At 39.2% G+C, this 14,588-nt stretch carries 11 protein-coding genes; 8 read left to right on the plus strand and 3 right to left on the minus strand.

From position 1 onward, the window contains the following. Positions 1 to 224: 224 nt before the first annotated feature. A complete protein-coding gene (locus tag HC725_RS12760; RefSeq protein WP_190332207.1) occupies positions 225 to 2,129 on the minus strand; it encodes a PTS fructose transporter subunit EIIC in 1,905 nt (634 codons plus the stop codon). 151 nt (positions 2,130 to 2,280) lie between these two features. Then, entirely contained in the window at positions 2,281 to 3,621 is a 1,341-nt protein-coding gene (locus tag HC725_RS12765) for an alpha/beta fold hydrolase (RefSeq protein WP_446751368.1), read from the minus strand. 173 nt (positions 3,622 to 3,794) lie between these two features. Between HC725_RS12765 and HC725_RS12770 the strand changes: the two genes are divergently transcribed. The 7 genes from HC725_RS12770 to phnE (HC725_RS12800) all read left to right on the plus strand — a co-directional run bounded on the left by HC725_RS12770 (position 3,795) and on the right by phnE (HC725_RS12800) (position 11,433). After that, the gene (locus HC725_RS12770; RefSeq protein WP_190332208.1) at positions 3,795 to 4,811 is read left to right on the plus strand and encodes a lipoate--protein ligase; all 1,017 of its coding nucleotides are present in this window, start codon (positions 3,795 to 3,797) and stop codon (positions 4,809 to 4,811) included. Between the two features lie 427 nt (positions 4,812 to 5,238). Further along, positions 5,239 to 5,448: a transcription antiterminator/RNA stability regulator CspE gene (cspE, locus tag HC725_RS12775; protein WP_017025742.1), complete on the plus strand. Its 210-nt coding sequence runs from the start codon at positions 5,239 to 5,241 to the stop codon at positions 5,446 to 5,448. A gap of 824 nt (positions 5,449 to 6,272) precedes the next feature. After that, positions 6,273 to 7,328, plus strand: coding sequence for a 3-deoxy-7-phosphoheptulonate synthase AroG (gene aroG, locus HC725_RS12780; protein WP_190332209.1), 1,056 nt, complete (start codon positions 6,273 to 6,275; stop codon positions 7,326 to 7,328). A 395-nt stretch (positions 7,329 to 7,723) separates the two neighbouring features. Then, complete coding sequence (gene phnC, locus HC725_RS12785; protein ID WP_190332210.1) at positions 7,724 to 8,590, plus strand: phosphonate ABC transporter ATP-binding protein; 867 nt, start codon at positions 7,724 to 7,726, stop codon at positions 8,588 to 8,590. 58 nt (positions 8,591 to 8,648) lie between these two features. Beyond that, on the plus strand, positions 8,649 to 9,569 hold the full coding sequence (phnD, locus tag HC725_RS12790) for a phosphonate ABC transporter substrate-binding protein (RefSeq protein ID WP_190332211.1): 921 nt from the start codon (positions 8,649 to 8,651) through the stop codon (positions 9,567 to 9,569). Between the two features lie 98 nt (positions 9,570 to 9,667). Continuing rightward, a complete protein-coding gene (gene phnE, locus HC725_RS12795; protein ID WP_190332212.1) occupies positions 9,668 to 10,543 on the plus strand; it encodes a phosphonate ABC transporter, permease protein PhnE in 876 nt (291 codons plus the stop codon). Further along, on the plus strand, positions 10,543 to 11,433 hold the full coding sequence (gene phnE, locus HC725_RS12800; protein WP_194687954.1) for a phosphonate ABC transporter, permease protein PhnE: 891 nt from the start codon (positions 10,543 to 10,545) through the stop codon (positions 11,431 to 11,433). Before phnE (HC725_RS12795) ends, phnE (HC725_RS12800) begins: the two co-directional genes overlap by 1 nt. Positions 11,434 to 11,471: 38 nt before the next feature. Here the strand turns inward: phnE (HC725_RS12800) and HC725_RS12805 are convergent, their stop codons facing one another. Next, the gene (locus tag HC725_RS12805) at positions 11,472 to 12,143 is read right to left on the minus strand and encodes a glutathione S-transferase (RefSeq protein WP_190332213.1); all 672 of its coding nucleotides are present in this window, start codon (positions 12,141 to 12,143) and stop codon (positions 11,472 to 11,474) included. Between the two features lie 133 nt (positions 12,144 to 12,276). Here HC725_RS12805 and HC725_RS12810 point away from each other — a divergent pair, with 133 nt between their 5' ends. Next, positions 12,277 to 14,574, plus strand: a complete 2,298-nt coding sequence (locus HC725_RS12810) for a peptidase U32 family protein (protein WP_190332241.1) — start codon at positions 12,277 to 12,279, stop codon at positions 14,572 to 14,574. Positions 14,575 to 14,588: the final 14 nt, after the last annotated feature.

Genomic DNA, 14,588 nt, shown 5'->3' on the forward strand with positions numbered 1-14,588 from the left:
CTTTGGAGTATAGAGGATATTGAAAGTGGTGAAGAGTGAAATTTTTCGAACGAGACGATAAGAAATAATACTTAAAAATTGTGACGCTGTCACAACCTTGATGGTAAGTAGTTTACAGTGTAAATTAGGAGTAGGTTCAATTTTAATATGAAACTAAGATAAAACCCAGAAATTGATTTAATTGAATAATTTCTGGGTTTTATCTTTAAATCAATGAATTACGTTTAAATAGGTAATGGAGAGCCTGATGTCTCGGTCAATTTAGAACGTATTAATTCTTCTGGTGCGTTCATTGCGTGTTTGGTATGAGTGTCAACAATATTCATTCCGGTAAAGCGCTGAGGATCCTTGATAGCGACATCATGAGCAAATATTACGAATTCAGCATTAGCAATATCTTTTGGTGTTATACGATTTACTATACCGTTAGCGCCTTGGGTCTCTACTTTTATTTTTACGCCCATCTTCGCTGCTGCTTTTTCTAGGCTTCTAGCGGCTAAAAAGGTGTGAGCTACACCAGATGGACAAGCGGTAATTGCGAGAACTTGGGCGATGCCTTCTTCTGAAATAGACTCAACAGGAGAAGTATCCACCTCTGTAGAATCATCTTCGGTGACTGGTTTTTTCAAGAAGTTAACGATAACTGCCGTTGTAATAGCACCGGCGATAGTACCAATAATATAGCCAATTTTTCCGTCAACAACAGGAAGAACAATCCAGCCGCCCCAAGGCGCGTGGTTAATTACGTTCATCATAAAACCTACGATGTTACCAACCATACCACCAACGACGATAGCGGGAATTACGCGGATAGGATCGGCAGCAGCAAAAGGGATGGCTCCTTCCGTTATACCAATCATTCCCATAATGGCTGCGGCTTTACCTGCTTCACGTTCTTCTCTTTTATAGCGTTTTGGAGAAAGGAAAGTTGCTAACGCCATTCCAAGTGGTGGAACACAAATCGCAATGCCAACGCCACCCATTAACCAAGGTTGAGAATCTACTTGTGTTTGAGCAAATAGAGTTGCTACTTTGTTGATAGGACCGCCCATATCAAAGGCTGTCATACCACCTAATATTGCGCCAAGCATCACTTTGCCACTGCCCGCCATGCTTGCTAACCAATGGTTCATGGCTGCCATCATTCCGGCAATAGGTTCACCAATAACCCACATAACAATACTACATGTGATTAATGTGCCGATGAGAGGATAAATGAAGATGGAGCCAAGTGAAGCCATGCTGTCTGGGAATTTAATTCGCTTAAGCTGTAAGACAATAAAGCCTGCTAAGAATCCAACAACAATCGCACCTAGGAAACCAGTATTATACTGTTGCACTGCAATCCAAGAGCCAATCATGCCAGGCGCAAGCCCCGGTTTATCAGCAATAGAATAGGCAATGTAGCCACCGAGCACAGCTGTAAATAGTGTCAAACCGGCAATGCCCATGGTCGCAATATCTTTTAATATACCGCTTTCAGGTACTGCGCCTTTACCGGAAATCATGACCGAAAGGGAAAGCAATACACCACCAGCCACAATAAATGGGATCATATGTGATGTGCCGAACAATAGATGCTGCTTCATACGAGAGAGAGTGGCTTTCCATGCAGAGGGTTGTTCTTTCTCGGATAAGTTCATTTGAGTTTGCTTTGCTAGACTGGAGATGGAAGGTTTGTTGTCTTCTTCACCAATTAATAATTTTACTACTTCGTCACGGCTAGTGGCCGATCTAAGTGAATCTAAGAACCCATCTTCTATTATTTTACTGGAAATTTGTGCTAATGCTTCAATATGGTGATTATCACCACCGGCTGGCGAGGCAAGCATGAAGAAAATATTCGATAACTCACCATCGTCTGCACCATACTCAATTCCAGTGCGGTGAATACCGACGGCAAAAGCTGGCTTGATAACAGATGCACTTTTTGCATGTGGTATTGCAATGCCATCTTCAAAACCTGTCGAGCCCAATTTTTCTCTCGCCCACACGTCTTTTAAATAGTCATCTTTATTTGAAATACACTGATTCTCTTTCAGAATTTCAGCCATTTCATTGAGTAAATCTTGCTTGTTATTGGACTTTAAATCCAAGCAAACTAGGTCTTTATTGATAAGTGAGTGCATGATATTTCTCGTCTTAATGTAATTATGAGAAAAATCATAGCACTCACAAAAAGTGTGTGTAATTGTAAATAAAATGCATTTACTGGATTATTGTAACCATTTAATTAAAGTGTGATCTCAAGCGCTAGTTACTCATTTATAAGCTAATTGCTTATTTATAAATAGGCAGCTGGCTTAAATCGTTCAACATGCTATCAAGTTGGTTGAATATACGCTCCCCATCAACGCCGATGCCATTATGCTCATATTCATTGGTCATCCATGCTTTGCTGTAGGGTATTTTACCTAATGTGTCACGTGAGTAATCAAACTCAACATACATGTCGTCTACATACACTGCACAAGCAATAGGCACTTTATTCAGCGATAATACTTCTGGATTATAAAGCGTTGGCCAATCCGACTTTTCTGCTATTAATTGCGCCGCTTGCTGGAGTGGCTTCAAGCATTCCATTTGCTCAAACATCCATGGAAATACCATTTCTCCTGTAAATAAGAATGGTTGTCCTTTTTGATAATTGAATTCTGGATATTGTTGACGTACTCGATGCGCAGACCAAAGTGAGGCTGTGTCATTGTTAGTGTTTTTGGCAAAAGGCTGACAGTAAATTGATTCGTGTAAAATCGCATAAATAGGGTTGGTTTGATAAGCCTGTTCAGCCAACATAGCATTTAAGAACTCGTAACTTAGATCTAGTTTTCCATTTACTTCAATAAAGGCGCGTTCTAGCAGATAATACATAGGCAATGTTGCGTCGCTACGACCAAAATTAATGCCTATCAGTTGGAATTGTTCAACCGTAAAGCGCTGTCCATTCGGCAGAGTAATATAGTTATCGAGTAAATGGTCGGCAATACGCTGACACAAAGGCTGAGCTTGTGGAAATTGTTGAAAGAAAGCTTGGTTCTTTTGTTTCACTCGTTGATAAGTAGCTTGATAGACCGTATCGGCATGCTGAGTAATGGAGGGAACGCCTCCAGTAATGTGTGAACGCGTTAAGCTATCAGGAAATAAGGATAGGTAGGTGAGAGAGCAAAAGCCCCCAAAGCTTTGGCCTAAAATTGCCCATTTTTTTATGTTGAATTGAGTGCGAATAGCTTCCGCATCGTTGACAATATTGTCGGCGCGAAAATGAGTTAAATAATCACATTGTTGTTGCGGCGTTTTTTCTGCCAAAGTTTGATGCGTAATAGGCGTACTTAGCCCTGTACCGCGTTGGTCAAGTAATAGCACTCGATACTGTTGTAATGCAGCTTTTAACCAACCAGATTGACCGCTGGTACGAGGGGACGGAAAACCTGGTCCACCTTGAAAATAAACTAACCATGGCAAGTCATTGGTTTTATTTCCTAATAATCGTAGTTCACGAGCATAGATTTGAATCGTTTCACCATCGGTATTCTTATAGTTTAATGGCAAGGTAAATAGGTGAGATTGGTAATGGACACCTTGATCAATAAAAGAGGATAAAATTTCAGAAGGATATGGCACGACGAACTCCAAGTTAATGCATAGATAAACACGGTACTATATTAAATCAATAGAGCCCGGAAAATTTGAATCGTGAAAAGATAGATAAAAAGTGATAACTTCATCACTAATCGATTATGAATAAAAATTACCACTTCTGTTATCAACTTTAATCATCCATTAAGTAGGCTTGCATGTCATCAATACGATTACTATTTTCAACGTCCACTGACCCACTATTTAATCTAGCAGTAGAAGATACTATTTTTCGTTCAATGTCATCGACGCAGAAAGTTCTATTTTTATGGCAAAACGATAATACGGTGGTGATTGGTCGGGCGCAAAATCCTTGGAAAGAATGCAACACTCAGCGGATGGAGCAAGATGGTGTGACTTTAGCTAGGCGTCAGAGTGGGGGTGGTGCGGTATTTCATGATTTAGGCAATAGTAATTTTACCTTTATGGCAGGTAAGCCTGGTTACGATAAAACCACTTCAACTCAAATCGTATTAGACGCACTAACTAAGTTAGGAATAGCTGGTAAGGCAACGGGACGTAATGACCTTGTTGTAGATACTCCAGAAGGAGAACGTAAGTTTTCTGGCTCTGCTTATCGAGAAACATTAGATCGTGGTTTTCATCACGGTACCATTTTATTGAATGCGGATATGAGTCGCTTAGCTAATTACCTCAACCCTGATCTTAAAAAACTGCAAGCCAAAGGGATTACTTCAGTTCGCTCGCGGGTGATCAATTTACAGCAGTTAGATGAATCCTTAACGCATGATAAATTATGTGATGCTATATCACAGGCTTTCTTTGATTATTATGGTGAAACCGTCGAACCTGAATTTATTTCACCAGATGTAATGCCTGATTTACCTAATTTTGAGGCGACGTATAGCAAGCAGAAAGATTGGCATTGGAATTTTGGTAATACGCCAGAATTTAGTCATCGTATTGATGAGCGATTTACTTGGGGTGGAGTAGAAGTGCACTTCAATATCAAAAAAGCTTATATAGATGATGTGCAAATATTTACTGATAGCTTAGATCCTGCACCTTTAGAAGCGTTACAGTTAGCGATGAAGGGGCAAATGTATAACCAAGAAGGGATCAATGATGCTATTTATTCAGTAATAAATTTGTATCCCCAAAGTGTTAAAGAAATGGATCAGGTTAAAAACTGGTTGTTGATCCAGTTAGCGTAGTATGGTGAATACGGATTTCTCCTACGCATGTACTTAAGTGAAATTTTTGTTGATTGTATTTTTCAGTTCAATTTCAATGACATCGTTTCTTTTAGAACAATCTGTAAGTAGATAGACTAGATATAAACAGGTTATGCAGTTTTAAATTGTTTGTTTTTCAATCTGTTAATGAATTAATGTGAATTATTTTTAATTTTTTAACGAAAGGGGTGTACATCTGAATTAAATCGGGTATTATCTACCTCGCTCTAAAGAGTTATTAATTGCAACAAAGTAAAAGTAGAATCCTTAGATAAATTTCGTAACTGTTTTTGTCCTCTGTATTTCCCTTAGCTTCAAAATTAATAACATGCTTTAAAGTGCACCGTAATGTTACGGTATTTTCATAAATTGCATGTAATGCATATAAAAATATAAGGGACATAATATGTCTAAAACAACTGGTATCGTTAAATGGTTTAACGAAGAAAAAGGTTTCGGCTTCATTACTCAAGACAACGGTGGTGCTGATGTATTCGTACATTTCCGTGCAATCGCTTCTGAGGGTTTCAAAACTCTTGCTGAAGGCCAAAAAGTGTCTTTTGAAGTAGAGCAAGGCCAAAAAGGTCTTCAAGCTGCGAACGTAGTTCCTGCTTAATAATTGATTTTTTAGCTATTGGTTTAATCCAAAGCTGAAAGATATATAAGCGCTGACCTCGGTCAGCGTTTGTTTCATTTGAAGACTAGTAAATTTTCTTACCAATAGTAGTGGTTTGAAATAAAAAGTAATAAGAATAAGCCAAGATAATCAATTTATAATCTTCAATAAATAATTTGAAGAGAATGTGAAAAATTAAAACATCTCAAGCATCTGCTTTATCGTAAATGTCTCATGTTGTATTCGGTTCACTAAGCTTTCCTCGACAAACCCACATAAGTGTTCCTCGACCTCAGCTCAAAAAGATAAATTCTGCTTATCCCGGCTTAATCATAGGGTCTCCATATTTGGTGGGTGATTGTGTATGCACATCATCAAAACACCGATTGGATCAGACCATTATAATTAAAATAAAAAGGATAAATTATGTCTCGTTCAAGCGGCAGAAAGCGTTTTTGGTTCCAACACAAACGCGATCAATCTCAAGTAAGTAAATAACCTACACTTGGATTAAACAGTACCGATTATAGGTACACTCTTCTTTTGAAGAAAATAGAGCACATCATTTTTATGGTGTGCTTTTTTGTTTTTTAATAAGCATATTTGTAAATATTTAGCGCTATTTTTTACTTCGGATCGATCGCCTACGTGCAACAGATCACATTTAATTCATAGATTTCCGTAATTAATGATTGAAGTTCTCATTTTGTAAGGATAAGTTAAGTCAAGAATGATAAAAATAGCGATTAACGTTTTAGTTGTAATTTTATTTTTACCATTATAAACAGTTGGTTGCGAAATAATATGCACAGGATGAAGTAGTTATGTACCAAATTGATGATGTAAGAATTAAAAATGTAAAAGAATTATTACCACCTGTTGCTGTGCTTGAAAAGTTTCCAGCGACGGAAACCGCGAGTACAACGACATTTGAATCACGTAGCGCTATTCATAATATCCTTGAAGATAAAGATGACCGTTTATTAGTCGTGATCGGTCCTTGTTCTATTCATGATACTGAAGCAGCATTAGAATATGGTAAACGCCTTGCTGTATTACGTGAAGAGCTGAAAGGCAACCTTGAAGTGGTCATGCGTGTTTACTTTGAAAAACCGCGTACAACAGTTGGTTGGAAAGGGTTGATCAATGACCCATATCTTGATGATACATACCAATTAAACGATGGCGTACGCATTGGACGTAAATTGTTGTTGGATTTAACTGATGCAGGCATGCCAACCGCAAGTGAATTTTTAGATATGATCACGCCACAGTACATGGGGGATTTGATCAGCTGGGGCGCGATTGGTGCGCGTACTACTGAATCCCAAGTTCACCGTGAATTAGCCTCAGGCCTTTCTTGCCCAGTAGGGTTCAAAAATGGTACTGACGGCAATATTAAAATCGCGACTGATGCTTGCAGCTCTGCGGGTGCTTCTCACCATTTCTTATCGGTGACTAAATACGGTCATTCAGCCATTATTGAAACTGCAGGTAACCCTGATTGTCACATTATTTTACGTGGTGGCAAAGAGCCTAACTACAGCGCAGAACATGTGGCAGCGGTTAAAGCTGAATTAGCAGGACAAGGTTTGCGTCAGAAAGTGATGATCGATTTTAGCCATGCAAATAGCTCCAAGCAGTTCCAACGCCAAATGGTGGTAGCTGATGATGTCTGTGCGCAATTAAAATCGGGTGAAGACGCTATTTTTGGCGTAATGATCGAAAGCCATATCAACGAAGGTCGTCAAGACTTAGTCGATGGTAAAGTCGAAAATTACGGTCAAAGTATTACCGATGCCTGTATTGGTTGGGATGATACCGAAAAAGTTTTACGTCAGCTGTCTGATGCTGTCACTGCTCGCCGAGCATCTAAATAATTTTATTTGAAGGCTTATTTCCCAAGGTGTGATAAATACCAGTAAGCCATTACAGTGAATATGAACAAAGCCTAATGACATCCTTTCTCAATGGATCATTAGGCTTTTTTTGTTTAATTATTATCAATTTATTCGATTATTTTCATAGACAGTATAAATAATACGTCTATCTATTTTGATGTTTAAATTCATCCTTTTCCACCCACTTGTCTGTATTTCATCTACTTCTTTCACTTCAATTATTTCAATGTGTTCATTTTTTTGTATTCAAATTGTCACACTTATTCGTCTTAATGCTTACTAACTAAGTCACTTCAAAATGATGTTTGCGGTAAAAATAAAATAACATTGTGAGGTTTCTGATTATTCGATTTAGCATGAAGAAGAATTAAATTATGTATCTATCAAATGACAATACTGCTGTAAATTATTTTGCTCCTGAGCATTTCTTTGAGCAAGATTTGACAGATAGAAAGTTGTCAAACGTTGATCAGAAAACGCAGGTGTTGCAAGTTAAACAGTTAACTAAAGCCTACAAAGGTGGCAAAAACGTACTTGATAACATCAGTTTTGATTTATACGAAGGCGAATTTGTTGCTGTGATTGGTCGTTCTGGTGCCGGTAAATCGACCATGTTACACACGTTAAATGGAACTATTGATGCGAGCTCTGGTGATATTTTGGATGTCAGCGGAAATGGCGATAACGTAGTGACGATGCCACGTAAGCAACTGCGCTTTTGGCGTAGTCAATGCAGTATGATATTTCAAAATTTCTGTTTAGTACCTCGTTTAGATGTGATGACCAACGTTCTGCTTGGTCGATTGAGTTATACCCCAACCTGGAAATCTCTTCTGAAAATCTTTGATGATAAAGATCGTGCTAAAGCGATTGAATTATTGAAGTGGTTAAAAATACTTCCTCATGCACTACAGCGTGCTGAAAACTTATCTGGCGGCCAACAGCAACGTGTTGCGATATGTCGAGCCTTGATGCAAGAGCCAAAAATTTTACTTGCAGATGAACCTGTAGCCTCACTCGATCCTAAAAATACCACTCGTATTATGGAAGCCTTACAAAAGGTGAGTAATGACGGTATTGCAGTCATGGTCAATCTTCACTCTATCGAATTAGTAAAACAATATTGCACCCGTGTAATTGGACTTGAAAAAGGAAAAGTTGTGTATGACGGAGCGCCAGACGGTTTAACTGATGACATTTTACATACCCTTTATGGCGATGAAGTTGATCAATTAAGCTGATTCAGCCGCTTATTTACATAAATAACAACGTATATATTTAATTGGAAAGGAACCGATGATGAAAAAAGTACTAAGCCTTGTCGCGATCACTGCTGGACTCTTTACTGCGGCAGCACAAGCGGCACCAGAGATCAATCTTGGTGTCCTTGGTGGTGAAAATTCAACGGCACAAATTGGTAATAATCAATGTGTAAAATCATTTCTTGAAGAACAAACAGGTGCCACAGTTAATATTCGTAATGCCTCTGATTATAGCGCGGTGATCCAAGGTTTATTGGGCGACCAAGTGGACTTAGTGTTGAATATGTCACCTAAATCTTATGCATCGGTTTACTTAAAAGATAAGAGTAAAGTTGAGCTTGTTGGGATCACAACAGACGATACCGATAATTCAAAAGGTTATCACTCGGTTATTCTAGTGAAAGCAGATAGCCCATATAAGAAATTAGAAGACCTAAGAGGGAAAGTATTCTCGTTCGCCGATCCTGATTCAACGTCTGGCTTCTTGATCCCAAATAATCAGTTCGAGCAGAAGTTGGGTGGGAATATGGATAATCAGTTCAATGGCTTTTTTAGTAAAGTTGGTTTTTCTGGCGGTCATGAACAAGATATTTTAGGTGTATTGAACGGTCAATTTGATGGCGCAGTTACGTGGACATCAATGGTGGGCAAGCGTGAAGATGGTTATTCAGCTGGCGCATTACGTAAGGTGAAAGAGAATGGTTTTGATGACCTAATGTCTAATCTTCGTATTATTTGGGAATCACCGCTTATTCCAAATGGCCCAACGATTGTACGTGGCAATATGGATCCAGAACTGAAAGAAAAATTAGTGATGGCGGTGAAAAAGCTGGATAAAGAAGACCATAGTTGTTTCATACAAGCAGCAGGTGGCAAGCTACATTTAACGGATACATCTGTGAGTGAATACCAAACTGTGATTGATTTAGTTAAGTCTCAACAGAAAACAACACGTTAATTAAACATTATTTAGCCACTTATTATTTGGACTTCAAAATACAAATATAAGTGGCTGATTTATTTTATTACGAACTAAATAAAATCGGATAGATAATTTTGGATAATCAATTTGAACATTATTATCATCAAGTAAGATCCAAGCAAAAGCGTGATGCGTTGATGTGGTCTGGCTTACTGATGGTGTTGTATTTTACTTCTGGTTATTTTGCTGAATTTAGTCTGACGAAAATTATTACCAGTGCACCTCATTTTTTTGATTACTTAACGGAAACCATTCCGGTATTAAAATGGGATGTATTATTTGACGGACGTGACGCTCAAGGGCATGCGATTCCTGGTTCATTCATCTATTGGGGTTATCGATTACCCATTCAATTACCACTTTTGTGGGAAACGTTTTGTGTAGCAATGGCCGCTACGGTGTTATCGGCAATTATTGCTAGTTTTCTCGCATTTTTTGCTGCCAATAATACTTACGCGCCAGCAGGTCTGCGCTGGATTGTTCGTTCTTTTGTTGCATTCTTACGCACAATGCCAGAGTTGGCGTGGGCAGTTATGTTTGTGATGGCCTATGGAGTAGGGGCTTTGCCTGGATTCATCGCATTGGCGCTGCACACTGTTGGTAGCTTAACCAAGTTATTCTATGAGTCGATAGAAACCACGTCGATGGAATCAGTCAGAGGCTTACGCGCTTGTGGTGGCAACCGTTGGGAAAATGTCCGCTTTGGTATTTGGCCTCAAGTGAAACCTATTTTTATATCGTACAGTTTTTTGAGATTGGAAGTGAATTTCCGCTCTTCGACTATCTTGGGCCTAGTTGGTGCCGGTGGTATCGGGCAAGAACTCATGACTAACATTAAACTTGACCGCTATGATCAAGTAAGCATGACGTTATTGTTGATTATAATCGTGGTAGCTATTTTGGATTCGTTATCTGGTTATTTACGTAAAAAAGTAGTAGGGCAAGTCTAATGATATTAACTAACACAGTGACAGATAATGATCTCAATACATTGCGAAATGAATATCATGAGATTTTTGCTCAACAAAAAAGTTATTTATTTAAATTGGTGAAGATAGGCGTAGCGATCGTTTTATTCTATGTATTCTTTTTTCATCAATATGGTGTAAATCAGCAAGTGTTCATTAGTGGTAGTCAGCAATTGTTACGCTATTTTTCTAATATGTTTATTTGGAAAGATGTATCAAATTGGCCATTTAGTTATTACTACAGTCAAATTTTGATTACATTAGCGATTGTATTTGGCGGCACCATTACCGCTTCATTAGTGGCGCTTCCTTTGTCTTTCTTTGCTTCTCGCAACATTATGACGGGGCCATTTTCTATTGTTGCTTTTGCGGTGCGTAAACTCTTTGATGTACTACGTGGCATTGATATGGCGATTTGGGGAATGATTTTCGTCCGTGCGATTGGGATGGGACCATTGGCGGGTATCATGGCTATTTTCATCCAAGACTTAGGATTACTTGGACGTTTGTATGCAGAAGGTCATGAAGCTGCGGATAAAAAACCTTCGAGAGGCTTATCAGCCTTAGGTGCAAGCAGCTTACAGAAGCATCGCTTTGGCATCTTTACTCAGTCATTTCCAACTTTCCTAGCACTAACTCTATATCAAATAGAATCTAATACTCGTTCTGCGGCGGTGCTTGGTTTTGTGGGCGCAGGTGGCATTGGATTGGTTTATGCCGAGAACATGCGCTTATGGAATTGGGATGTGGTGACTTTCATTACATTAAACCTTGTCGTGATTGTCATGGTAATGGATATGATCTCAGCCAAATTGAGACAAAAATATATTATTGGCGAAGACGTGCCTTTATTTGAAAGAAAAAAAGGGTAAACAACAGAGTTTGAGAGAAGAATGTTCCTCTCTCAAACTTAACTCGTTTTTGATTCCATCAGCACATCACTACGATTGACCAGCCATAGTTCATGCTTTGTCATTACCTTACTGAACATTCTGCTTTGTAAATAACGATCTAGCCAGTGTCTCAACTTCGGGTAGGGAGATTGTAAATACCATTGCCTTTCTACCCTGGCAAACTGGCGAATAAAAGGAAGTAATGCCAAGTCGGCAAGGCTTTCTTGAGCGGCCATTAAAAAGGAATGTTGAGTTAAACGGTTTTCTAATTCAGAAATATAGCCCTCACAAGCTTGGCGACATTCTACAAGGTTGGGTTCGTGGTAACGCTTAGCGGCTCGATAAGCCTCAAGGCAAGGTTTGAATTCACTATCAAATTGATGAATTAATGCCAACATGCTGACGAGCATTTCGGGAGCACTGGCTAATAATAAGCCGTCTGGATCACTTTCACTTAACGCCCATAACATCACCTCAAGACTTTCTTCAATTACCTCTCCATTACTTGTTACTAATACCGGTACTGTGCCTTTAGGCGAAGCGACTAGCATTTCAGCTGGTTTATCGCGTAAGACAATATCGCGTAGTAACACTGGCAGTTGAGATTGATAAATTGCCATTCTGGCGCGCATGGCAAACGGGCAATTTCTCAATGAATAGAGGATGGGCAACGGATTATTTTCATGCATGAATTTTCTTTTTCCTCTACGCTTAAATGAAAGCTTAAATGTACTCTGAAATGGATTAATTTACCTCAATGATACTCATCTGCAACATATACAGGTATCATGCCGCCTTTAAATGTTAACCGAGACTCTTGTGATGAACCAAAAGATTGAATTATTAGCCCCCGGTGGCGATATTGACGCCATCAAAGCCGCCATTATTGCTGGTGCGGATGCCGTTTACTGTGGCCTAGATACTTTTAATGCTCGTAACCGTGCTTCTAATATTTCATTCGATCAATTGGTTGGTGCCATCAGACTTGCTCATCAATACGATTGCCAAATATTCTTAACGCTTAACGTTGTTATTTTAGAGCAAGAGTTTAAAACGGTGGTGAAGCTGCTTAACCGTTTAGTTAACACCACTCTTGATGGCGTGATTGTACAAGATATTGGCTTATTGTACGTATTACGTGAATATTTCCCAACGTTGGATATTCATGCATCGACTCAGTTAACCACTCATAATTCAGGGCAAATCCCATTCCTGAAAAAACTTGGCGCAAGTCGTGTGAATTTATCGCGTGAGATGAACTTGCGTGAAATTACAGCAATGGCAGCCGTTGCCCACGAGCATGATACGTTGCTCGAGGTGTTTGTGCATGGTTCATTGTGTGTGGCGTTCTCAGGCTTATGTTATTCAACATCTGCTACTGCTGGCAATTCAGGCAACCGTGGTCGTTGCAGTCAAGCATGTCGTGAAGAATATGAAACTACAGAATCGGGCCATAACTTCCCTCTTAATATTAAAGATAATTCGGCCTTTTTTGATTTACCGGCCTTGATCGATGCGGGTGTATATTCGTTTAAAGTCGAAGGGCGTATTAAAGGCGCTAATTATGTTCACACGGTGATTGATAGCTTCCGTAAACAAATTGACGGTTATGTGGAAACGGGTGAATTGACTCAAGATGGCGAACGTCTGTACAAAGTCTTCAATCGTGATTTCACCAATGCCTTTTTGCGTGGCGATTTAAATCAATCGATGTTTATTGATAACCCACGTGATAATTCTAAAAATCACATTGTCGATAAGTTGAAAGCTGACCACGGCGAAACTATTTCAGTAGTACAGATCTTTGATGCCACCCAACAATTGCATTCAGATAAACAGCAAATTAATGCTTCTGTCGATGAAAAAATCGCCCATTTAAGTATTGAAAAAATAAAGCTCAAATTACATTTTGCCAGTGAGCAAGGTAAGCCATTATTGTTAACTGTTACCACGCATGAAAATAGCAATTCGGTTAATGATGATGCCATTTTACCTAAAACCGCTGTATTTACATCAAGCAGTTTAATGTCGGTGAGCGAGAAGTTAAGCGTTGATAAAGAGGCGATCGAAAAACGCTTTAAAAATATCAATAATGCTAACTATGAATTGGTCGAGTTTGATACCGAGCAAGTCCTTGATGGTTTGAGCATCCCTTATCGTGAAATCACCACATTAAAAAATGAATTACTGGCGTATTTAAATGATGGTATTGAGGCCATTGCTGAAGTGACATTACCGAAGCTGGAGCGACACGCCAAGACTGAAGGTGAAAAGCCAGAGCTTTCAATCCTGATTTGTGATGAAGCTGATGCATTGCTTGTGGATCTCACTGATGCGGATGTTTACTTTAAACTACCGGACGCCTACAAACGTGGTTGCACAAAATTCGTAACATTCTTCCAAGAGAATCCGCGTTTAATTCCGTGGTTCCCGCCGGTATTAATTGGTAAAGATTTTGATGTCGCGTTGAATATCTTGCAACAAGTCAAGCCTGAATGGATCGTTACCAATAACACTGGTATTGCTTATCATGCTGAACAGTTGGGTATTAAGTGGATTGCTGGCCCAATGCTTAATACCACCAACTCTTATGTTCTGCAGTCTCTGCAACAAAACTTTAACTGTAGCGGCGCGTTTATTTCTAACGAGATAAGCAAGCAGCAAATCAAACAGATTGCTAGACCAAAGAACTTCAAAATGATGTACAGCATCTATCACCCAATTTTGTTGATGGCGAGCCGTCAGTGTTTCTTCCAACAAAGTGTTGGCTGTGAAAAACCTCGCATAGATAATGGCTGTATGCTGTCGTGTGATAAGAAAACGAGCATTAAAAACCTGAAAGGTGTGTCGTTTTCTATCGATAAGCAAAAGGGTGGTTACCCGAGTATCTACAACCAAGACCAATTCTTGAATACCGATATTATTGATGACTTAAGCGACTTGTTTGATGGCTTTATGATTGATTTAACCGAAATCGGTGCTGGTGGTAAACAAATGCCAGAAAAGGTTGAATTGATTAAGCAATTTGAAGCGGTATTAAGCGGTGAAGCTCAAGCAAGTAAGGCGTTATTTGACATGGTGCCTGAGTCGACTAATCAGCAGTATTACAATGGATTGTAGGGCTTAAGCTCGGC

Source organism: Vibrio sp. S17_S38, assembly GCF_014694375.1.
GTDB lineage: Bacteria > Pseudomonadota > Gammaproteobacteria > Enterobacterales > Vibrionaceae > Vibrio.

Excerpts from the sequence above, each read along its gene's own strand:
- HC725_RS12760 (WP_190332207.1), bottom strand. The coding sequence starts at position 2,129 with ATGCACTCACTTATCAATAAAGACCTAGTTTGCTTGGATTTAAAGTCC.
- HC725_RS12770 (WP_190332208.1), top strand. The coding sequence starts at position 3,795 with ATGTCATCAATACGATTACTATTTTCAACGTCCACTGACCCACTATTT.
- cspE (WP_017025742.1), top strand. The coding sequence starts at position 5,239 with ATGTCTAAAACAACTGGTATCGTTAAATGGTTTAACGAAGAAAAAGGT.
- aroG (WP_190332209.1), top strand. The coding sequence starts at position 6,273 with ATGTACCAAATTGATGATGTAAGAATTAAAAATGTAAAAGAATTATTA.
- phnC (WP_190332210.1), top strand. The coding sequence starts at position 7,724 with ATGTATCTATCAAATGACAATACTGCTGTAAATTATTTTGCTCCTGAG.
- phnD (WP_190332211.1), top strand. The coding sequence starts at position 8,649 with ATGAAAAAAGTACTAAGCCTTGTCGCGATCACTGCTGGACTCTTTACT.
- phnE (WP_194687954.1), top strand. The coding sequence starts at position 10,543 with ATGATATTAACTAACACAGTGACAGATAATGATCTCAATACATTGCGA.
- HC725_RS12805 (WP_190332213.1), bottom strand. The coding sequence starts at position 12,143 with ATGCATGAAAATAATCCGTTGCCCATCCTCTATTCATTGAGAAATTGC.
- HC725_RS12810 (WP_190332241.1), top strand. The coding sequence starts at position 12,277 with ATGAACCAAAAGATTGAATTATTAGCCCCCGGTGGCGATATTGACGCC.